Genomic DNA, 20,791 nt, shown 5'->3' with positions numbered 1-20,791 from the left:
AATTTTAAAGTCAGAAGGATACCGGGCCAGAAAAAACTGTGACCCGCCCTGAAGCTCTGAACAAAAGTCATGACAAAGGCCAGGGTCAGCGCGTGGAGTTGGCTATTCTTAGCTGAAAAATGACCTGCGGATAACACGATTGATGAGTTCAGCGCATTCTACTGCTCCCCTCTTCAGCCGCGCCCAGCGTCGTTGCCATCTGCTGTTGCTGCTGTTTCTGCCTGCTCCCGCGTTAACGCTTGAAAAGCTCTGCCAGTTGAATGGCGTGGACCCTGTTGTCGCCCGACAGGATATCGCGGATGTCGGAGATGAGATACAGCGCTTTCACCAGCTGGAATTACACCAGATGGTGGATGGCAGCTTTCGCATTCATGGCACGGAACTGGACCGGCGCCTGTGCCTGCTGCACTGGCTGCGCCGCGCGCTGCGCCTGTCGCAGGATTTCGTCTGCACCCATTTTGCGCCGGCACTGCGCCAGCGGCTGAAGGTGCTGAAAATCGAGAAAGCGCTGTGGGATGAAACCAATCTGCAGGCGCTGATACAGCACTGCAGCCTGCGGCTGGCGCGCGATTTCACGCCGCGCGACCGGCTGTTTCTGCAAATCTTCATGAAATATGCGCTGTGTCAGCGTCAGACGGCGCTGTTCAGCGAGCGCCAGCGCGCCTGGCTGGCGGCGAAGATTGAACGTAGCGCAGCGGATGACGTGATCCATCACTGGCAGAAACGTTGCCATCTGGCACCGGACGTCAGCGAAACCGATTTCTGGACGCTGCTGTTCAGCCTGATTCACGCGCCCGACGGCAGTCAGCTGGCGGACAGTCAGGCACACAAGCTGATGGCCGCGGTGGAAGCGCTGATTGCCCGCTTTGAGCAACTGGCGCAGACGCGCATCAAAAATCAGCAGCAGCTGAAGCTGCAGCTCTATACTCACCTGGCGCAGGCGCTGGATCGCAGCCACTTTGCCATCGGCATTGATAACAGCGTGGCGCTGGACGTGGCGCGTCTCTATCCGCGCCTGCTGCGCACCACGGCGCGCGCGCTGCAGCACTTCAGCAGCGATTTCGGCACGCAGTTTAGCGCGGAAGAAGTGAGCCTGGTGGCGGTGCAGTTTGGAGGCTGGCTGATGCAGGAGAGCGCGCTACAGGAGAAACAGGTGCTGTTACTGACCGGCGCTGACGCGGCGCTGGAACAGCTGCTGGAGCAGCAGCTGCGGGAAATGATGCTGCTGCCAATCAATATTACCTATCAGGATATGCTGCACTTTCAGCGTGAGGGCGCACCGCGCGATGTGGCGCTGGTGGTGACGCCCTACGCCACCGCCCTGCCGCTCTACTCGCCGCCGCTTATCCACGCTGAGCTGCCGCTGAGCGATCACCAGCAGCAGCGCATTCGTCAGCTGCTGGAGTCTTAAGCCGCGCGTGGCCGCAGGAATAGCGCCGGCAGCGCCACCAGCGCCATCACCCAGAACAGCTGGCCGTGCAGGTGAGTAAACAGCACGCCGCACACCATCGTCATCACCGCGATGCCGCCGCCCATTGCCAGCGCCGAATAGAGCGACTGCAGACGAATCACTTCTGCGCCTTTGCGCGCGGCAATAAAGCGCATCGCCGCCAGATGGCAGACGGTAAAGCTGCCGCAGTGCAGGATCTGCGCCACAATCAACAGCGGTAGCGTTGTGCTGGCACCCAGCAGCGTCCAGCGCACCAGCGCGCACACGCCGGATAGCAGCAGCAGATCGCGCGCGCTCCAGCGGCGAAACAGCCGGTTACTCAGGGCAAAAATCACGATTTCGGCCACCACGCCCAGCGACCACAGGTAGCCCACGACCGACGCGGAGTAGCCCGCTTCCTGCCACCAGATGGCGCTGAAGCTGTAATACGCGGCGTGTGCGCCCTGCATCAGCGTTACGCACAGCATGAAACGCCAGACGCTGTTCTCGCGCAGCAGGTCGCGCCACGCCGCCCAGCCACCGCTCGCGCCCTGGCGTAGCTCACCCTGCGGTCGGGTTTGTGGCGGCAGCAGCATGCCTGACAGCATCGCCAGCGCGCCTGCGCTCAGCAGTAGCAGAATCACCTGCGATGACCAGGCGCTGACCAGCATACCGGTAAGCGCCGAGCTGATAACAAACGCCAGCGAGCCCCACAGCCGTACCGGACCATAGGCCAGCCCGATTTGCTGTGTCCAGGTGGCCGCCAGCGCATCACTCAGCGGCACCAGCGGCGAGAAGAACAGGTTAAAACCAATCATCACCAGCAGCAGCCATAGCCACTGACTGCCCAGCCAGAAACCGAGCGCGAACAGACAGGTCGCCAGCGCCAGCAGGCGCAGCGCAACAATCAGCTGCGCTGGATTTTTCACCTGCGAAGCAATCAACAGGCTGCCGGCAAAGCGCGCCACCATGCCACAGCCGAGCAGCAGGCCAATTTTTTCCGCATCCAGCCCGTTGCCTTTCAGCCACACGCTCCAGAACGGCAGATAGATGCCATAGCAGAAAAAGTAGGTGAAGTAGCTCAGTCCCAGCCACCTGGCCGATCCGATGGTCATGTTTCCTCCTGTTGACGCTCCGCCGTGCGCGGAATGGCCGTTACTTTCTCAAAGCCGCCTGCGAAAGGGAATAAAAAAAGGATGGCTTGCGCCATCCTTCTTCACACTGCGGGTTTAGCGCTTATCAGGCATAAACCGGCAGACGGGCACAGATATCCAGCACTTTCTGTTTGGTGCGCTCGATAGTGGCTTCGTCGTTGATATTGTCGAGAACGTCAGCGATCCAGCCCGCCAGTTCGCGCACTTCCGCTTCTTTGAAACCGCGACGGGTCACTGCTGGCGTACCGATACGCACACCGGAGGTCACAAACGGGCTCTTCGGATCGTTAGGTACGCTGTTTTTGTTCACGGTGATGTTAGCGCGGCCCAGAGCGGCATCCGCCTCTTTACCGGTCAGACCTTTGCTCACCAGATCGATCAGGAACAGGTGGTTGTAAGTACCGCCTGAGACGATGTTGTAACCGCGCTCCAGCAGCACTTCCACCATCGCTTTGGCGTTCTTCGCGACCTGCTGCTGATAAGCCTTGAACTCCGGCTCCATGGCTTCTTTGAACGCCACGGCTTTGCCGGCGATAACGTGCATCAGCGGGCCGCCCTGACCACCCGGGAACACCGCGGAGTTCAGTTTCTTGTACAGCTCTTCGTCGCCGTTTTTCGCCAGGATCAGGCCACCGCGCGGGCCGGCCAGCGTTTTGTGCGTGGTCGAGGTCACGATGTGCGCGTGCGGTACCGGGTTCGGGTAGACATCAGCAGCGATCAGACCGGCAACGTGGGCCATATCAACAAACAGCCAGGCGCCGATGCTGTCGGCGATTTCACGCATTTTGGCCCAGTCGCACACGCCAGAGTAAGCAGAGAAGCCGCCCACGATCATTTTTGGCTTGTGGGTCTGCGCCAGTTCGGCCAGCTCTTCGTAATTGATTTTGCCGGTTTCATCGATGCCGTAAGGGATAACGTTGTACAGTTTACCGGACAGGTTGACCGGCGAACCGTGGGTCAGGTGACCACCGTGTGCCAGGTTCATGCCCAGAATGGTGTCGCCCGGCTGCAGCAGCGCGGTATACACCGCGAAGTTAGCCTGGGAGCCGGAGTGCGGCTGCACGTTAGCGTAATCCGCGCCGAACAGCGCTTTGGCGCGATCGATCGCCAGCTGCTCAACGATATCCACATATTCACATCCGCCGTAGTAGCGTTTGCCCGGATAGCCTTCGGCATATTTGTTGGTGAGCTGTGAACCTTGCGCCTGCATAACGCGTGGGCTGGTGTAGTTTTCCGAAGCAATCAGTTCAATGTGCTCTTCCTGACGCACCTTCTCCTGCTCCATAGCCTGCCACAACTCGGCATCATAATCGGCAATGTTCATATCACGCTTTAACATCCGCATCTCCTGACTCAGCAACTTTTTAACGGCAGTTTAAGCCCCGGCTGGGGGCGAAGGCCAACAGTGTAAACGGTTTTGCCAGGGGACGGTAGCGCCAATCCCCTCTTTTTACGCAAACGATTGGCAAGGCGCTGGCACGGGATTTTTACGCTTTTTAGCCGGGGAAGAAAACCGGATATTTGTTCATCAGCAGCGGGAAAATTTTTCAGCTTTGCGCGCCCGCCAGCAGATTGGCACTCGTCACCCCAGACAAAACGGGGGATTTACAGTGCGCGGCAACAGGCATAACATGCATTTAAAATACATGTTTAAAATTACTCTGAGGATCAGCCCATGCTTGACGCACAAACCATCGCCACCGTGAAATCTACCCTGCCCGCGATTGCTCAACTCGGCCCGCAGCTGACCGGTCACTTTTATCAGCGGATGCTGACGCAGCATCCCGAGCTGAAGAACGTGTTTAACATGAACAACCAGCGCAGCGGCAATCAGCGTGAAGCGCTGTTTAACGCGATCTGCGCGTACGGCAGCAACCTGGAAAATCTTGAGGCGCTGCTGCCGGCGGTGGAGAAAATTGCGCAGAAGCATGCCAGCCTGAATATTCAGCCGGCGCAGTACGCGATTGTCGGGGAAAACCTGCTGGCGACGATTAAAGAGCTGCTCAATCCAGGCGATGAAGTACTGGCGGCGTGGGGCAAAGCCTATGGCGTGCTGGCTGAGGTGTTTATCCAGCGTGAAGCAGCGATTTACCGTGCGTCGGAAGAAAAGGTCGGCGGCTGGCGCGGCGCGCGCGATTTTCGTATCCGTGCGATTACCGCGCAGAGCTCGGTGATCAAAAGCATTGAGCTGGTGCCGAATGATGGAGAGCCGGTGGCGGACTTCCTGCCCGGCCAGTATCTGACCCTCAGTCTGCGCCCGGCGGACAGCGACTACATTCAGCACCGCCAGTATTCGCTGACGCATCTGCCGGATGGCAAAGCCTATCGCATTGCAGTGAAGCACGAAGCGCAGGGCAGCGTCTCCGGCTGGCTGCATCAGCATGCGAAGGTCGGCGATATCGTGCAGTGCGCCGCGCCGGCCGGGGATTTCTTCCTGCAGGCAGCAGCGCAGACGCCGGTGACGCTGATCTCAGCAGGCGTCGGGCAAACGCCGCTGTTAGCCATGCTGGCCAGCCTGGCGGAGCAGCAGCATTCGGCCGCGGTATGCTGGCTGCACGCCGCCGAAAACGGCGCGCAGCACGCGTTTGCTGATGAGGTCGCGGCGCTGGGCGCGCAACTGCCGCGCTTTAGCCGCCACGTCTGGTATCGCCAGCCGCAAGCTGACGACGCGGGACGTTACGACGCGCAGGGTCTGATGGATTTAGCCACCGTCTCAACCGCACTGACCCAGCCCGAGGGTCAGTTCTGGATTTGCGGCCCGCTGGCTTTCATGCAGTTTGTTGCGCGCCAGCTGACCGACGCCGGCATCAGCGCCGACCGTATCCACTACGAAGTGTTCGGTCCGCACAAAGTGCTGTAAATGAAAAAGCCTGCACGCGGCAGGCTTTGTGTCTGGTGAGGAGCGAAGGGCTCAGATGGCCTCTTCGTCTTCCTCGCCGGTACGAATACGCACGACGCGCGCCACGTCAAAGACAAAGATTTTGCCGTCGCCGATTTTACCGGTCTGCGCGGTTTTCATGATGGTTTCTACGCAGGTATCGACGATATCATCGCCCACCACCATCTCGATTTTCACTTTTGGCAGAAAATCGACCATGTATTCGGCACCGCGATACAGCTCGGTGTGGCCTTTCTGACGTCCGAAGCCTTTCACTTCGCTGACCGTCATCCCGGTGATGCCCACTTCCGCTAAGGCTTCACGCACATCATCGAGTTTGAATGGTTTGATAATTGCATCGATCTTTTTCATCACAGATCCTTTTTTCGCTCCCTCCATGATGGACGGGTAACAATGAGTATAAGTGTTCCTGACGCTGCCGCAGCAAGCTACTCTTTAAATTCGCTGGCGTCCAGTTCGTGGCGCGACAGCAGCTTATAAAACTCGGTACGGTTGCGTCCAGCCAGACGCGCCGCATGCGTCACATTACCTTTGGTCATCTGCAGCAGTTTGCGCAGATAGTTAAGCTCAAACTGGTTGCGTGCTTCGACAAAGGTCGGTAGCGCCGTGTTCTCGCCAGCCAGCGCCTGCTCTACCAGCGCGTCACCAATTACCGGCGACGTAGTAAGCGCCACGCACTGCTCAATCACGTTAACCAGCTGGCGCACATTTCCCGGCCAGCTGGCACTCACCAGCCGTTTCATCGCATCGACCGAGAAGCTGCGCACAAACGGTTTGTGGCGATCGGCCGACTGGCGCAGCAGATGGTTGGCCAGCAGCGGGATGTCTTCGGCGCGTTCGTGCAGTGCCGGGATCCTGAGATTCACCACGTTGAGACGATAGTAGAGATCTTCGCGGAAGCTTTTCTTCTCCATCGCCTTCGGCAGATCGCGGTGCGTGGCAGAGATGATGCGCACGTTGATGTCGAGATCGCGGTTGCTGCCCAGCGGGCGCACTTTGCGCTCCTGCAGCACGCGGAGAAGCTTCACCTGCAACGCCTGCGGCATGTCGCCAATCTCATCGAGAAACAGCGTGCCGCCTTCCGCCGCCTGAAACAGCCCTTCGCGCGCACTTACGGCACCGGTGAAGGCGCCTTTAGCGTGGCCAAACAGCTCCGACTCCAGCAGCTGTTCCGGCAGCGCGCCGCAGTTGATGGCAATGAAAGGTTTGCCGGCGCGCGGACTGGCAGCATGAATCGCCTGCGCCAGTACCTCTTTGCCGGTACCGCTCTGGCCGTTAATTAATATACTGACGTCAGATTGCGCCACCATATGCGCCTGCTCCAGCAACCGCAGCATCAGCGGATTACGCGTGACTATCGCTTCGCGCCAGCCGTCATCGCTGACCGGCGCGCGCTGCGCCAGTGCTTCGTCAATCGCTTTGTATAGCGCATCGCGATCGACCGGTTTGGTCAGAAAGCTAAACACGCCCTGCTGCGTGGCGGCTACCGCGTCCGGAATCGAGCCGTGCGCGGTCAGGATGATGACCGGCAGTCCGGTATGGCGCTTCTGGATTTCAGCAAACAGCGCCAGGCCATCCATTTCATCCATGCGCAGATCGCTGATCACCAAATCGACTTTCTCTTTCTGCAGATGACGCAGGGCTTCCGGCCCGCTGGCCGCGGTCGCTACCTGATAGCCTTCACTGCTGAGACGCATACCGAGCAGCTTGAGTAAGCCCGGATCGTCATCCACCAGCAGTAAGCGTGCGGCCTGTTTCATGGTTACTGCTCCTCGCTTTGGGCATCGCTGGCACCGTGTGTGCTGTCGCCGCTGTCCGGCGCTTTGCGCGATGACAGCTGACGCTCGATGTCAGTCAGTCGCTGCAGTTTACGCTGGGTATCGTCCAGCGTTTGCCGCAGTTGCGTTTGCTGCTGACGCAGGCGATCCAGTTCGGCGTCATTGCTTTGCTGCAGCGCGGCGTAGCGGCCGCGCGCCTCGCTCAGCTCCAGCTGCGCGGCCTGGCTACTGCGCCACAGCTGCAGCAGCGGACGCACCGCCGCCGGATAATCCGCGCTGTAGCTGTCGAGCGTATCAACGTACTGACGGCGCTCCACCGGCGTCACGTTGCCGTTCGCCAGCAGGATGCCCTGCTTAAAGGCGCGCGCCCAGTTCTGTACCGGCCAGCGCCGCGCTTCCGCCCGCGCTTCGGCCGCCGACAGCCGCTCACCGCAGTCGATAGCGCGCTGCCAGTAAAGTGGATTGCTCATGGCCGCCGGTGCTTCAATCTGCCAGACATTCTGGCAATCGGTGGCCAGATAATCCGCCAGGCGCACGTCCGGCTCCGGCAGGTTCACCGCACCGCGCGGCGTACTGCTCTGGGGTGGCGCCTGACAGGCGCTCAGGCCGATGGCGATCAGTGCGCCGACGAGAAATCGGCTGGATGTGAGTTTCATTAATCAGGCATTCCCGGCGCTGGTAGTCAAAATGATACGAAAACAGACGTCCGCGTCCGTGCGCGTGACCAACTGCAAATCACCCTGCATCCTGCGCAGGCAATCTTTGGCGATGCTTAATCCCAGCCCGCTGCCTTTCACCGGCCCTTTGCGCTGCTGGCTCCCCTGATAAAAGGGCTCAAAGATCATCGCCTGCTCTTCAGCCGGAATCGGCGTGCCGGTGTTGGCCACCTCAATCCACACCTGGTTGCCCTTCTGCTGGCTCTGCAGCCAGATGTTACCGGATTCGCTACCGTAGTTCACGGCGTTCGAGTAGAGGTTATCAATCACCCGCTGCAACAGCGTCGGTTCCGCCAGACAATAGCGGGCCTGCAGATCGATATGCGTATGCATCTGGCGCGCGCTGGCGGGCAGTGAGTGCACCCTGACGACGCTATCAATGATAGCGTCGATAGCCACCGGTTCCAGCCGCATTGGACTCTCCGCCAGCCGGCGATTGTAGTCGAGCAGCTGTTCAATCAGCCGCTGCAGATGACGGCTGCTGGTGTCGAGAATGGCGACAACTTCCTGCTGCTCCGCATTGAGCGGGCCGGCAACCTGGTCGGCCAGCAGTTCGGTGCCTTCGCGCAGGCTGGCCAGCGGCGTTTTGAGTTCGTGCGACAGGTGGCGCAGAAACTCATGCCGCTGTGCCTCCAGCCAGCTAAGACGTTCGCTGAGCCAGACAATGCGCTGTCCCAGCGAGCGAATTTCGCGTGGCCCGCGAAAACTGACGCTATTGCCCAGCGTTTTGCCCTCACCCAGCCGGTTGATCATGCGTTCGACGCGCTTAACCGGGCCGATAATCATGCCGGTGAACAGCAGCACCAGCACCAGACTGATTAAAAACAGTATCAGCGCCTGCCAGCCAAAAAACTGGCCGCGATCGGCAATTTCGCGCTGCAGTTGCAGGCCGCGTGAAAACACCACTTCACGCGTGGCCTGCACCATGCGGGTGTTGGCGGCGGAGAATGCCTCCAGCGCGCTCGCCGCCGGTGCCAGCAGATTGCCGTTATCACACTGCAGCTTTTCCAGCTGCGGCAGCGCGCTCTGCAATATTTTGAACGTTGGCAAATCGGGCAGGCTGGCGGCATGGCTGCTGAGCATCTGGCCATAGCGACTCCACTGCGTTTGATACAGGCGTGCCAGACTGGCATCGCCCAGCACGCAATACTGGCGATAGCTACGCTCCAGCTCCAGCGCCGTGCGCGCCATCGCCTCGCTGCGACGCACGTCGGTGAAGGTGTTGCGGTTGGTGTCCGCCGCCTGATTACTCAATGCTGAAAGGCTTTCCCACGCCTGCCATGCCAGCACCAGCAGCGGCAGCAGCACCAGCAGAAAGGCCATTAGAACCAGTTGCCGCAGGGATCGGGGAAACAGACGCCATCTCTTCACAACCGCGCTTCCTTTGAGGTGAGTTGCAGGCATGCTAGCGAAGTCCGGCAAGGTTAGAAAGGCTGAAAACGAAAACGGCAGGCCTTTTGGCCTGCCGTGAGAGCGACGCCGCAGCATCGCCTGCAAAATAGGTGGAGCCTAACTCAACGTTGCGTCCGGTGCTTGATAACGTTGCAAAGCAAGCGATTATCGGTTGGGTGGACGGCAGGCTCCGTTTGGTGCGTCATTCGATATTTTATGAGCTCAACCGCAGTGCGGGGCAATCATAGACAGGAGAATGAGCAACATAATGAGTATAGCAACTATCGTGCCAGAAAATAAATAGCCTTGTTAATCAGCATACTGCCAGCTCAGAGAGGGAATTAACGACGCTTTCGGACCGGCTGGTCTGGAAAAAGTGTCGCCGATTAGCAACGGCTTTAACGCGCTAACTTCGCGCCCATAAAAAACAACGATTTAAATGTCACCTTTTAGCGACAGTTCAGTTATGGGATTGTCGTCATTTTCCGACATGCCACAGATGTCAGCGAATCACAGCGGATCGAGAGCAGTGCCCACGCGACAAAAAATAAAAAAGGCCGCGTTGAGCGGCCTTTGCACGGTGCCCGTGAATGGGCACCGGTAAGAGACAGGATTCAGGTTTAACCCAGCTGCTTGCGCGCGTTGCGGAAAATCCGCATCCACGGGCTGTCTTCGCCCCACTCCGCCGGGTGCCACGAATTGCTGACGGTCCGGAACACGCGCTCCGGATGCGGCATCATGATAGTGACGCGACCGCTTTCGTTGGTCACGGCGGTGATACCGTTTGGTGAGCCGTTCGGGTTCGCCGGATAGGTCTCGGTGACTTTACCGAAGTTATCGACGAAGCGCAGCGCCACCAGCCCTTTCGCTTCCAGCTCAGCCAGATGCGCACCGTCACGCACTTCAACAAAACCTTCACCGTGCGAGACGGCAATCGGCATGCGAGAACCGACCATGCCGTCCAGCAGCAGTGACGGGCTGGCGGCCACTTCCACCAGGCTGAAGCGTGCTTCAAAGCGCTCGGACTGGTTACGCACAAAGCGTGGCCACAGCTCGCTGCCCGGAATCAGTTCACGCAGATTCGACATCATCTGGCAGCCGTTACACACGCCCAGCGCCAGCGTCTGCGGACGATGGAAGAAGTTTTCAAACTCGTCACGCACGCGGCTGTTAAACAGAATTGATTTCGCCCAGCCTTCGCCCGCACCCAGCACGTCGCCGTAGGAGAAGCCGCCACAGGCGACCAGTGCGTGGAATTCCTCCAGACCACGACGGCCCGCCAGCAGATCGCTCATGTGCACGTCAACCGCGGTGAAACCTGCGCGGTGGAAGGCAGCGGCCATCTCAACGTGCGAGTTTACGCCCTGCTCGCGCAGCACGGCAACGCGCGGACGCGCGCCAGTGGCGATCATCGGTGCCGCCACATCCTCTTCCGGACGGAAGGTCAGCTGCACGTTCAGGCCAGGATCGTTATCGTCTTTCTTCGCTTCATGTTCCTGATCGGCACAGGCCGGGTTATCGCGCAGGCGCTGCATCTGCCAGGTGGTTTCAGCCCACCAGGTACGCAGGGTGGTACGGCTTTCGCTGTACACCGCGCTGTCGCCGGAGCGGATAACAAAACGGTCGCCCGGCAGCGCTTTACCGATGACGTGAACATTGCTGCTCAGACCGTGATCGGCAAACACTTTTTCCACGGCCGCGTGGTCGGCAGCGTTAATCTGCAGTACTGCGCCCAGCTCTTCCGTAAACAGTGCTGCCAGCGCATCGCTGCCCAGCGCGGCGATATCCGCCTCAATACCGCAGTGGCCGGTGAAGGCCATCTCAGCCAGCGTGACCAGCAGACCGCCATCCGAGCGGTCGTGGTAAGCCAGCAGTTTCTGCTCGCTGACCAGCGTCTGAATTGCATTGAAGAAGCCAGCCAGCTGCGCGGCATCGCGCACGTCGGCCGGCTTGTCGCCCAGCTGGCGATACACCTGCGACAGCGCCGTAGCGCCGAGGGTGTTAGCACCGTTGCCGAGATCCACTAGCAGCAGCAGGTTGTCGCCTTTCGGCTGCAGCTGTGGCGTCACGGTGCGACGCACATCTTCAACGCGTGCAAAAGCCGTAATGACCAGCGACAGCGGCGAGGTCATTTCGCGCTGTTCAGTGCCCTGCTGCCAGCGGGTTTTCATCGACATGGAGTCTTTACCCACCGGAATGGTGATCCCCAGCGCCGGGCACAGCTCTTCGCCCACCGCTTTCACCGCAGCGTACAGGCCTGCGTCTTCGCCCGGGTGACCGGCTGCAGCCATCCAGTTTGCCGACAGCTTCACGCGCTTCAGCGGACCGATCGCGGTCGCGGCCAGGTTGGTCAGCGCTTCGCCCACCGCCAGGCGGCCGGACGCAGCGAAATCAAGCAGCGCTACCGGCGCACGTTCGCCCATGGCAAACGCTTCACCGTGGTAGCTGTCAAGGCTGGCAGTGGTCACGGCGCAGTTCGCCACCGGGATCTGCCACGGCCCGACCATCTGATCGCGCGCCACCATGCCGGTTACGCTGCGGTCACCGATGGTCACCAGGAAGGTTTTCTCCGCCACGGTTGGCAGGTGCAGCACACGGTTTACCGCATCGGCAATGGTAATGCCGTCCCGCACCAGCGCGTCACCTTTAGCCTGCTGGCTGGCCACGTCGCGCGTCATTTTTGGCGTTTTACCCAGCAGCACGTCGAGCGGCATGTCGATCGGTTTGTTATCGAAGTGGCTGTCGGCAAGGTTCAGGTGCTGCTCTTCGGTCGCTTCACCAATCACCGCGTACGGCGCACGTTCGCGCTGGCACAGCTCATCGAACAGCGCCAGTTTGTCCGGCGCAACCGCCAGCACATAACGCTCCTGCGACTCGTTACACCACACTTCCAGCGGGCTCATGCCTGGTTCATCGCTGAGGATGTCGCGCAGGTTGAAGTTGCCACCGCGGCCACCGTCGCTCACCAGCTCCGGCATGGCGTTAGACAGGCCACCGGCACCGACGTCGTGAATAAACAGAATCGGGTTGGCTTCGCCCAGCTGCCAGCAGCGGTCAATCACTTCCTGACAGCGACGCTCCATCTCCGGGTTGTCACGCTGCACCGAGGCGAAGTCGAGATCGGCATCCGACTGGCCGGACGCCATAGAAGACGCCGCACCGCCGCCAAGGCCGATATTCATTGCCGGACCGCCCAGCACGATCAGCTTCGCGCCAACCACGATCTCACCCTTCTGCACGTGATCGGCGCGGATGTTACCAATGCCGCCGGCCAGCATGATCGGCTTGTGATAGCCGCGCAGCTCAACGCCGTTATGGCTGTTGACCTGCTCTTCATAAGTACGGAAATAGCCGTTCAGCGCCGGGCGACCAAATTCGTTGTTAAACGCGGCGCCGCCTAACGGGCCTTCGGTCATGATATCCAGCGCGGTAACAATGCGATCCGGCTTGCCGAAATCCTCTTCCCACGGCTGTTCAAAGCCGGGAATACGCAGGTTGGAAACCGAGAAGCCGACCAGACCCGCTTTCGGCTTCGCGCCGCGTCCGGTGGCGCCTTCGTCACGGATTTCCCCGCCGGAACCGGTGGCGGCACCTGGCCATGGCGAAATGGCCGTCGGGTGGTTGTGGGTTTCCACCTTCATCAGGATATGCGCGGCTTCCTGATGGAACTCGTATTCGCCCTGCTGCGCATCCGCGTAGAAACGCCCGACCTCGGAGCCTTCCATCACTGCGGCATTGTCTTTATACGCCGACAGGACGTGTTCCGGATGCTGCTCAAAGGTGTTTTTAATCATTTTAAACAGCGATTTCGGCTGTTTTTCGCCGTCGATAATCCAGTCGGCGTTAAAAATCTTGTGACGACAGTGCTCGGAGTTCGCCTGGGCGAACATATAGAGCTCGATGTCGTTCGGATTGCGGCCCAGTCTGGTGAAGGCATCAAGCAGGTAATCAATTTCGTCATCGGCCAGCGCCAGGCCGAGCGTGCGGTTAGCCTGTTCCAGCGCCTCGCGCCCACCGCCCAGCACGTCTACGCTTTTCAGCGGCTGCGGCTCATGATGCGCGAACAGCTGTTCTGCCGCGCTGAGCTCCGTGAACACGGTTTCCATCATGCGATCGTGCAGCAGGCTGGCCAGCTGCTGCCACTGCGCGTCAGTCAGCTGCGGTGCCTGTACATAGAAGGCCAGACCGCGCTCCAGGCGCAATACCTGTGGCAGGTCGCAGTTGTGGGCGATATCGGTGGCTTTCGATGACCAGGGAGAAATGGTGCCGGGACGCGGCGTCACCAGCAACAGACGCCCTTGTGGCGCATGTTCGGCGAGAGAAGGACCGTATTTCAGCAGACGCTGCAGGCGGGCTTGCTGTTCCGCGCTGAGCGGTGCGCTGACATCGGCGAAATGGACGTACTCGGCGTAAATATCACTCACCGGCAGATGAGCGTCCTGAAAGCGGGTCAGCAGTTTGTTTACACGAAATGCCGACAGAGCGGGCGAACCACGCAGAATTTCCATCATTAAAGATCTCTCGTCTTCGAAGCGCCGGGCGACGCTTCATGGGGCGCAACAGGGAAAACGGGCGGTATTATAGAGAAATGGCACGGGTTACGAAACCGTTTGCGCAGAAAAACTGAGCCTCAGGATTTGCCTGAATTTTGCGCAAATCTTGCTATATAAGTTGCCCTGTTGCGCTTTGTTGCGCAAAATGCCCCTCGCTCTGGGAGTGCAAAACAACATAAATACTGCCTTTAAAAGACAGAGGCCTGTGAGCCATTACGAGACAACTATTTGAAACGCCTGAAATTAAATTATCTGTTTATCGGTCTGATCACCGTGCTGCTTGCGCTGGCGCTGTGGCCGTCCATCCCCTGGTACGGGGGCGGAAAAGACGCGTTATCACAGATCAAATCGCGGGGAGTGTTGCGCATCAGTACCGTCAACTCGCCGCTGACTTACTACACCATCAATAATGCACCAGCCGGTATGGACTACGAGCTGGCGAAGCGTTTCGCCGATTATCTTGGCGTGAAGCTGGAAGTCACGGTGCGGCCCAACCTCGGCGACCTGTTTGACGATCTCGACGACGGCAAAGCCGACCTGCTGGCTGCCGGGCTGATCTACAACAGCGAGCGCCTTAGCCGTTATCAGAGTGGCCCGAGCTACTATTCGGTGTCACAGCAGCTGGTGTATCGCATCGACAAGCCGCGGCCCAAAAACCTTGGTGATCTGAAAGGCCGGCTGATTGTGCAGTCCGGTTCGGCCTATCTGTCAACGTTACGTTCCGCCAAAGCGGACAGCTATCCCGATCTCGACTGGGCCATTTCCACCGATATGGGCCAGAAAGCGCTGCTGGAAGCGGTTGCCGACGGCAAGCTCGACTATACCGTGGGAGATTCGGTGACCATCGGCCTGCTGCAGCGTATCCATCCACAGCTGGCGGTGGCGTTTGATATTACCGATGAAGAGCCGGTGACCTGGTATCTGCCGCGTAACGATGACGATAGCCTGAACGCCGCCATGCTCGACTTCTACAGTCAGATGGGGGAAGAAGGCACCATGGCGCGGCTGGAAGAGAAGTATCTCGGCCACGTCGGCACCTTTGATTATGTCGATACCCGCACCTTCCTGCGGGCGATTGATAACACGCTGCCGGATATCAAGCCGCTGTTTGAGAAGTACGCGTCCAGTATCGACTGGCGCCTGCTGGCGGCGATTTCCTATCAGGAGTCGCACTGGAATCCGCAGGCGACCTCGCCCACCGGCGTGCGCGGCATGATGATGCTGACGCGCAATACCGCTGACAGCCTCGACGTGAACGATCGTCTCGATCCGGAACAGAGCATTCGCGGCGGCAGCGAATACCTGCGGCGCATGATGGAAAAAGTGCCGGAGACCATCCCGGAAGATGAACGCATCTGGTTTGCGCTGGCGGCCTATAACATGGGCTACGCACATATGCTGGATGCACGCCGGCTGACGCTTAAACAGGGCGGCAATCCGGACAGCTGGGCCGACGTTAAGCTGCGCCTGCCGATGCTGAGCCAGAAGCGCTATTACGCGCAGACCACTTACGGCTATGCGCGCGGCCACGAAGCTTATAACTACGTTGAGAATATCCGTAAGTATCAGATCAGCCTGGTAGGCTATCTACAGGAGCAGGAGAAACGGCTGGCGCAGCAGTCGGCGCTGGAAGCGGAACTCGGTGCCGGTTATCCGGCCGTCGAACCGAAGATTGCGATGAACTAATCGGCGCGCAGCGCCTGCCGCTGCGCGCGCTTCTGTTCGCGCCGCATGCGGAAAAAGTCGCTCAGCAGCGTGGCGCACTCCTCGGCCAGCACGCCATGCGCAATCTCGATCTGATGATTCATGCCCGGATGGCCGATCACATCCAGCAGCGAACCGGCGGCACCGGTTTTCTCATCCTTTGCGCCATAGACCAGACGGGTAATCCGGCTGTGCACCATGGCACCTGCGCACATCACGCACGGCTCCAGCGTTACGTATAAGGTGGTGTCGAGCAGCCGGTAATTATCAATCACTTTTCCGCCCTGACGCAGCGCCATAATCTCGGCATGCGCGGTGGGATCGCACTGGCTAATCGGCCGGTTCCAGCCCTCGCCAATCACTCGGTCACCCTGCACCAATACCGCACCGACCGGCACTTCGCCCTGCTCCCACGCACGCCGCGCCAGTTCAAGCGCGTGGCGCATCCAGTATTCATCAGTTTGTGGGTTCAACGGGCAACTCCTGCGGATTAACAAGGCGGCGCATTATAGACGGAATCCAGCTGCGATTCACTCCAGCTGTTGCAGTTCACCGCGCGGCGTCACGCGCCATCGATGCTGGCAGAAAAACAGCAGCGGGTTATCCTGCTTACTGTCGCTGTAGCCGCTGTAAAGCTGCAGCGGCGTACCGATTTTTTCCTCGAGCTGCGCCACTTTTTCATGGCCGAGACAGCGCATGGCTAATACCCGGCCGCCACGGCCCGGTTTCATCTGGCTGGCGATCAGCTTCACGCGCGGCAGAAACGCGGAATCAAAATAGACCTGCTCCACCAGCGACTGCGGCGAGCCGGTAATCAGCCAGACATCGGCGTCTTCACTGCTGAGGTAGTCAGTCAGCCGCTGCTGCACCACCGGAAACGCGGTGACGCGCTCGCGAAACCAGCGGGCAAATTCGGCCTCACGCTGGCGCAGCGTGGCCTCACGATGGCCAAAGGTGATAGCCCACAGCAGCAGGCTCATCGGCCAGCGCGCGGCGCGGCCCTTTATCAGCATACCCATACCGATGACCGGTAGCAGCGGCACCACCAGCACCAGATTGAGCGGCTGGCGGCGCAGCAGATAACGCATAAACGTGCCAAACATGTCCTGCTGATGCAGCGTGCCGTCCAGGTCAAAAAATACCACGCGGCGATGCGAACCCTTTGTCAAACCCGACTCCTTTTTCTAAACGCGGCGATACCTGCTCTACAGTGTAGCCAGCATCGCGCGCCGGGGCGAAAGCTGTCATTTTTAATTCCAGTGGCTACAATGCCATTTGAATAGTTTATTCTCTGCGTCGGCGCAATGTCATCTGACATTCCTGGCCAGACATTTCCTTCCGCGAGCGGCTAAGCTGTGTGCGGGACTATGGATTAAGGATCGGACATGAGTTCATTGCTGCGAATTCGCCAGCTCTACCCACGCCTGGCGCTGAACGAGCGTCGGCTGGCGGATTTTTTGCTGTCGCAGCCTGATCGGGCACGGCATCTGAGTTCACAAAAACTGGCGGAAGAGTCAGGCGTCAGCCAGTCGAGCGTGGTGAAGTTCGCCCAGAAACTGGGTTACAAAGGCTTTCCGGCGCTGAAGCTGGCGCTGAGTGAGTCGCTGGCCGACCGCGATGCCATCACCGTGCACAACCACATTCTGAGTGACGATCCGCTTAAAGTTGTCGGCGAAAAGCTGCTGACGGAAAAAATTTCGGCGATTCGCGCCACGCTGGATATCAACAGCGAAGAGAAACTCACGGAAACGCTGCAGCTGCTGAAAAACGCCAACCGCATTCTGCTGGTCGGCATTGGCGCTTCCGGGCTGGTGGCGAAAGATTTTTCGTGGAAGCTGATGAAGATTGGCATCAACGCCGTCGCCGAGCAGGACATGCACGCGCTGCTGGCCAGCGTTCAGGCGATGGCACCCGGCGATGTGCTGCTGGCAATCTCCTACACCGGCGAACGTCGCGAGATCAACCTCGCGGCACAGGAAGCCGCAGCCATTGGCGCCGATGTGCTGGCGTTCACCGGCTTTACCCCGAATTCGCTGCAGCAGTGCGCGACGGTCTGCCTGTACACCGTCGCCGAGGAGCAGAGCACGCGCAGCGCGGCCATCTCCTCCACCAGCGCCCAGCTGGCGCTGACCGATCTGCTGTTTATGGCGCTGGTGCAGAACGATCCGGAACGCGCCTCCAGCCATATTCGTCACAGCGAGGAGCTGGTGAAAAAGCTGGTCTGATTGCCCCATGATCAGGGTATTCCCCACCCTGCCTTAGCCCGAAATTGATCATCGGGCGGGGCAATGCTTTTGTTGCCTGTCGCTATCCTTGTTTTGGCCCGATTAAACGCATTTTCAGCATCGGGCTTGCAGGATAATTTCCGATGTATATGATCAGGGCAAATTTACTCATCTCTCTCGTCATGCTGAAACTTATTTCCCGTTATGCAGGAATTGGCGTTATCAACACCGCGATTCACTGGACGGTGTTTGCGCTTATTCTCAAGCTGTTCGAGTCAGGCCAGGCTATGGCAAACTTTGGAGCATTCTGCGTTGCGGTGACGTTTTCCTTTTTTGCTAATGCCCGCTGGACCTTCTCTTCTGCAGCCACGCCCTTGCGTTACCTGCTTTATGTCAGCTTTATGGGAGGCATGGCGGCGCTGGTTGGCTGGATGGCCGACGCCTGCACGCTTTCCCCGGTGGTTACCCTGATACTCTTTTCCTTTATTAGCCTGGGTTGCGGCTTCATCTACTCAAATTACATCGTTTTCAGGGAAGTAAAATGAAATTGTCTCTCGTCGTGCCCGTCTTCAATGAAGAGGAGACCATTCCACTCTTTTATCAGGCGGTTCGTCATGAATTAGCCGGCTATCAGGTGGAAATTGTTTTTATCAATGACGGCAGTAGCGATGGCAGCGAAAACATCATCAATGCCCTGGCCATCTCGGATCCGCTGGTCATTGCGCTGTCATTCACCCGCAATTTCGGCAAAGAACCCGCGTTGTTTGCCGGACTGGAGCATGCCACCGGTGACGCGGTTATTCCGATTGATGTTGATCTGCAGGATCCCATCGCCGTTATCCATCAACTGGTTGAACGCTGGCAAGCGGGTGCCGATTTGGTTCTGGCTAAACGGAAAGATCGCAGCGCCGATGGGCATGTCAAACGTAAAACAGCCGAGTGGTTTTATCACTTTCACAACCAAATCAGCTCGCCGAAAATAGAGGAAAACGTTGGCGATTTTCGTCTGCTGTCGCGCGAGACGGTAGAACATATAAAAAGCCTGCCGGAAAGAAATCTGTTCATGAAGGGCATTTTATCCTGGGTGGGCGGTAAAACAGCGATTGTGGAATATGATCGGGCTGAACGCGTCACAGGGGTGTCGAAATTTAATGGCTGGAAATTGTGGAATCTGGCATTAGAAGGATTAACCAGTTTTTCCACCTTCCCCTTGCGCATCTGGAGTTACATCGGCGGTAGCGTCGCGTTACTCTCCTTTCTTTATGGATTCTGGATGATCATCGATAAACTGCTCTGGGGCAATCCGGTGGCGGGTTACCCTTCGTTGCTGGTTTCCATTCTGTTTTTGGGTGGAGTGCAACTTATCGGCATTGGTGTTCTGGGCGAATATATTGGCCGAATCTACATTGAGTCCAAACAAAGACCACGCTACGTGATTAAGAGCAGGAAATGAAAAAAACAGTTTTTGAGCGTCATCCCTCCGCCATGTATCTGATACTGGCCATCGCTTTACTCATCGGTTATAGCCCGGTTTATTTATCAACATACGGATTTTCCGACGACTGGTTCTATTTATACGCATCCACTACCGATGCATTCAGTATTTTCAAATGGGATATCTTATCGGGCCGACCTTTTTATGGTGCTATCCGCTACTTCTTCGCTTTCCTGATCGATGACGTGCAGGATTTGACGTATCTCAGGGTGCTTTCTTTATTCAGTCTGATTTTACTGGGCGGGTACATCATCCGTTTCCTTGAGCGTCGCAGCATTTTTGCCAGCGCGGTCCAGCGTCTGACGTTTGCCACGTTGATTTGTTTGCTGCCCTCATTTCAGGTTTTTGTCGGCTGGACAGTCTGCTTTCCTTATGTCCTGTCCGTGCTGCTGGCGGGCATCAGTTATTCAACACTGGCGGAAAACAAAGGCCTGGGCCGGGTGCTACTGTCGGCTATTTGCCTGACGCTTTCCTTTGCGATTTACCAACCCGCAGCCATGAGCTTTTTATTCTTTGCCCTGCTCGATCTGGGCATGACCCGGAATAATTATCAGCGCAGCGCGGTGATCAAGCTGATGTTGATGCTGGGATTTGGCATGGTGATGGCGCTGGTGCTGGCGAAAGTTCTGCCGCTCGTGCTGTTTAATGAAGTACTGGCCAGAACCAATATCACCTTAGCGCCGCTGAAAAAAATCACCTGGTTTATCGCTGAGCCGCTCAGAAATGCGCTGTGCAACTTTGATACCGGGCGCTCGATTGTCAGCATTATCATCTCCTGCTCACTGATCATCGTGGGCATTGTGAAGGCACCCGATTTCAAACCGCATAAAGCTTTTCTGTTCCTGTTTTTCCTGGTCGCGGCGGGCATTCCTAATCTTTTGGTGAGCGAAGACTGGGCAGCCTATCGCACGGTTATCGCGCTGTCGTTAATCACTACCTCAGCCTTCATTGCTGGCTTATTCGTGATCTTTAATAAGCTGAAGATAACCACGTCTGCCAGTATCGTTTGCCTCGTTATTGCAGTGCTCTCATGCATGCTGAATATTAAGAAGGGCTTTTCTACGCCTCAGCAGCGCGAGTATCAGTTGTTAAGCAACGCAATCATAGAGAACGTGCCTGCAGAATATTCTGGCCAGCTTTATTATCGTATCGATAGTGACAACTTACCTGCTGTCGCAAAATCCAAAAAATACGATGAGTTCGGTTCGCTTTCGCTGGGTATGCCATGGTCCTTTGCCGGTATGGCCGACGCGATTAAAAAAGAGCACGCGATGAAGTTTTCCTTGCCAAAGGCGCCCGTTATCTACGGCAGCGATCAATGTCCAGGTGACTGTCTGACGCTGGATGCCACCCACGTGCTGGCACCGGTAAAATAAAGGCCAGCGCCGCCACTATTTCGCTTACCACGCAACGGCTCTGCTTACCGTTGCGTGGTTTACTGGCTAT

The 20,791-nt window shown here is 58.1% G+C and carries 16 protein-coding genes; 7 read left to right on the top strand and 9 right to left on the bottom strand.

Annotated features, from left to right (window positions below; translation table 11 throughout):
- The first annotated feature begins 142 nt into the window (after window positions 1–142).
- A complete protein-coding gene (csiE, locus tag AC6I8F_RS05310) occupies window positions 143–1,411 on the top strand; it encodes a stationary phase inducible protein CsiE (RefSeq protein ID WP_058770857.1) in 1,269 nt (422 codons plus the stop codon).
- Here csiE and AC6I8F_RS05305 read toward each other — a convergent pair.
- Both AC6I8F_RS05305 and glyA read right to left on the bottom strand, forming a co-directional pair.
- A complete protein-coding gene (locus tag AC6I8F_RS05305) occupies window positions 1,408–2,544 on the bottom strand; it encodes a 3-phenylpropionate MFS transporter (RefSeq protein WP_058758286.1) in 1,137 nt (378 codons plus the stop codon). The two genes, csiE and AC6I8F_RS05305, sit on opposite strands and share 4 nt — an antisense overlap.
- A 124-nt stretch (window positions 2,545–2,668) precedes the next feature.
- Window positions 2,669–3,922: a serine hydroxymethyltransferase gene (gene glyA, locus AC6I8F_RS05300; RefSeq protein ID WP_021506540.1), complete on the bottom strand. Its 1,254-nt coding sequence runs from the start codon at window positions 3,920–3,922 to the stop codon at window positions 2,669–2,671.
- 336 nt (window positions 3,923–4,258) lie between these two features.
- Between glyA and hmpA the strand changes: the two genes are divergently transcribed.
- Window positions 4,259–5,443 (top strand): NO-inducible flavohemoprotein, encoded by a 1,185-nt coding sequence (hmpA, locus tag AC6I8F_RS05295; RefSeq protein ID WP_498028593.1) that lies wholly within the window; start codon window positions 4,259–4,261, stop codon window positions 5,441–5,443.
- A 51-nt stretch (window positions 5,444–5,494) separates the two neighbouring features.
- Here hmpA and glnB read toward each other — a convergent pair whose 3' ends face one another.
- The 5 genes from glnB to purL form a co-directional block, all read right to left on the bottom strand.
- Window positions 5,495–5,833 carry a nitrogen regulatory protein P-II gene (gene glnB, locus AC6I8F_RS05290; RefSeq protein WP_007886217.1) on the bottom strand — a complete coding sequence of 113 codons (339 nt, stop codon included), beginning with the start codon at window positions 5,831–5,833 and terminating at the stop codon, window positions 5,495–5,497.
- 77 nt (window positions 5,834–5,910) lie between these two features.
- The gene (glrR, locus tag AC6I8F_RS05285; protein WP_058758284.1) at window positions 5,911–7,242 is read right to left on the bottom strand and encodes a two-component system response regulator GlrR; all 1,332 of its coding nucleotides are present in this window, start codon (window positions 7,240–7,242) and stop codon (window positions 5,911–5,913) included.
- Window positions 7,243–7,244: 2 nt separating this feature from the next.
- Entirely contained in the window at window positions 7,245–7,916 is a 672-nt protein-coding gene (qseG, locus tag AC6I8F_RS05280; RefSeq protein ID WP_498028592.1) for a two-component system QseEF-associated lipoprotein QseG, read from the bottom strand.
- 3 nt (window positions 7,917–7,919) lie between these two features.
- Complete coding sequence (locus AC6I8F_RS05275; RefSeq protein WP_058770860.1) at window positions 7,920–9,347, bottom strand: sensor histidine kinase; 1,428 nt, start codon at window positions 9,345–9,347, stop codon at window positions 7,920–7,922.
- Between the two features lie 641 nt (window positions 9,348–9,988).
- The gene (gene purL, locus AC6I8F_RS05270; RefSeq protein ID WP_498028591.1) at window positions 9,989–13,879 is read right to left on the bottom strand and encodes a phosphoribosylformylglycinamidine synthase; all 3,891 of its coding nucleotides are present in this window, start codon (window positions 13,877–13,879) and stop codon (window positions 9,989–9,991) included.
- Window positions 13,880–14,149: 270 nt separating this feature from the next.
- Between purL and mltF the strand changes: the two genes are divergently transcribed.
- Window positions 14,150–15,607 (top strand): membrane-bound lytic murein transglycosylase MltF, encoded by a 1,458-nt coding sequence (mltF, locus tag AC6I8F_RS05265; RefSeq protein ID WP_021506534.1) that lies wholly within the window; start codon window positions 14,150–14,152, stop codon window positions 15,605–15,607.
- Here mltF and tadA read toward each other — a convergent pair.
- Complete coding sequence (tadA, locus tag AC6I8F_RS05260) at window positions 15,604–16,098, bottom strand: tRNA adenosine(34) deaminase TadA (protein WP_071813580.1); 495 nt, start codon at window positions 16,096–16,098, stop codon at window positions 15,604–15,606. The genes mltF and tadA overlap by 4 nt on opposite strands.
- A 57-nt stretch (window positions 16,099–16,155) precedes the next feature.
- Entirely contained in the window at window positions 16,156–16,794 is a 639-nt protein-coding gene (yfhb, locus tag AC6I8F_RS05255) for a phosphatidylglycerophosphatase C (protein ID WP_010618503.1), read from the bottom strand.
- Between the two features lie 216 nt (window positions 16,795–17,010).
- Here yfhb and AC6I8F_RS05250 point away from each other — a divergent pair, with 216 nt between their 5' ends.
- The 4 genes from AC6I8F_RS05250 to AC6I8F_RS05235 all read left to right on the top strand — a co-directional run bounded on the left by AC6I8F_RS05250 (window position 17,011) and on the right by AC6I8F_RS05235 (window position 20,721).
- Window positions 17,011–17,850: a MurR/RpiR family transcriptional regulator gene (locus tag AC6I8F_RS05250; RefSeq protein WP_021506531.1), complete on the top strand. Its 840-nt coding sequence runs from the start codon at window positions 17,011–17,013 to the stop codon at window positions 17,848–17,850.
- A 182-nt stretch (window positions 17,851–18,032) separates the two neighbouring features.
- A complete protein-coding gene (locus AC6I8F_RS05245; protein WP_058781808.1) occupies window positions 18,033–18,395 on the top strand; it encodes a GtrA family protein in 363 nt (120 codons plus the stop codon).
- Window positions 18,392–19,303 (top strand): glycosyltransferase family 2 protein, encoded by a 912-nt coding sequence (locus AC6I8F_RS05240; RefSeq protein ID WP_152390556.1) that lies wholly within the window; start codon window positions 18,392–18,394, stop codon window positions 19,301–19,303. The genes AC6I8F_RS05245 and AC6I8F_RS05240 overlap by 4 nt, the downstream gene beginning before the upstream one ends.
- On the top strand, window positions 19,300–20,721 hold the full coding sequence (locus tag AC6I8F_RS05235; RefSeq protein WP_227746453.1) for a glucosyltransferase domain-containing protein: 1,422 nt from the start codon (window positions 19,300–19,302) through the stop codon (window positions 20,719–20,721). The genes AC6I8F_RS05240 and AC6I8F_RS05235 overlap by 4 nt, the downstream gene beginning before the upstream one ends.
- Window positions 20,722–20,791: the final 70 nt, after the last annotated feature.

The sequence above is a fragment of the gamma proteobacterium symbiont of Axiagastus rosmarus genome (assembly GCF_059730925.1).
This window is presented reverse-complemented; position numbering and strand designations above follow the sequence as displayed.

What these genes read in the sequence shown, in the direction of transcription:
- AC6I8F_RS05250 (WP_021506531.1), top strand. Translation starts at nt 17,011, where the DNA reads ATGAGTTCATTGCTGCGAATTCGCCAGCTCTACCCACGCCTGGCGCTG.
- csiE (WP_058770857.1), top strand. Translation starts at nt 143, where the DNA reads ATGAGTTCAGCGCATTCTACTGCTCCCCTCTTCAGCCGCGCCCAGCGT.
- glyA (WP_021506540.1), bottom strand. Translation starts at nt 3,922, where the DNA reads ATGTTAAAGCGTGATATGAACATTGCCGATTATGATGCCGAGTTGTGG.
- AC6I8F_RS05235 (WP_227746453.1), top strand. Translation starts at nt 19,300, where the DNA reads ATGAAAAAAACAGTTTTTGAGCGTCATCCCTCCGCCATGTATCTGATA.
- qseG (WP_498028592.1), bottom strand. Translation starts at nt 7,916, where the DNA reads ATGAAACTCACATCCAGCCGATTTCTCGTCGGCGCACTGATCGCCATC.
- purL (WP_498028591.1), bottom strand. Translation starts at nt 13,879, where the DNA reads ATGATGGAAATTCTGCGTGGTTCGCCCGCTCTGTCGGCATTTCGTGTA.
- glrR (WP_058758284.1), bottom strand. Translation starts at nt 7,242, where the DNA reads ATGAAACAGGCCGCACGCTTACTGCTGGTGGATGACGATCCGGGCTTA.
- AC6I8F_RS05305 (WP_058758286.1), bottom strand. Translation starts at nt 2,544, where the DNA reads ATGACCATCGGATCGGCCAGGTGGCTGGGACTGAGCTACTTCACCTAC.
- glnB (WP_007886217.1), bottom strand. Translation starts at nt 5,833, where the DNA reads ATGAAAAAGATCGATGCAATTATCAAACCATTCAAACTCGATGATGTG.
- AC6I8F_RS05240 (WP_152390556.1), top strand. Translation starts at nt 18,392, where the DNA reads ATGAAATTGTCTCTCGTCGTGCCCGTCTTCAATGAAGAGGAGACCATT.
- hmpA (WP_498028593.1), top strand. Translation starts at nt 4,259, where the DNA reads ATGCTTGACGCACAAACCATCGCCACCGTGAAATCTACCCTGCCCGCG.
- AC6I8F_RS05245 (WP_058781808.1), top strand. Translation starts at nt 18,033, where the DNA reads ATGCTGAAACTTATTTCCCGTTATGCAGGAATTGGCGTTATCAACACC.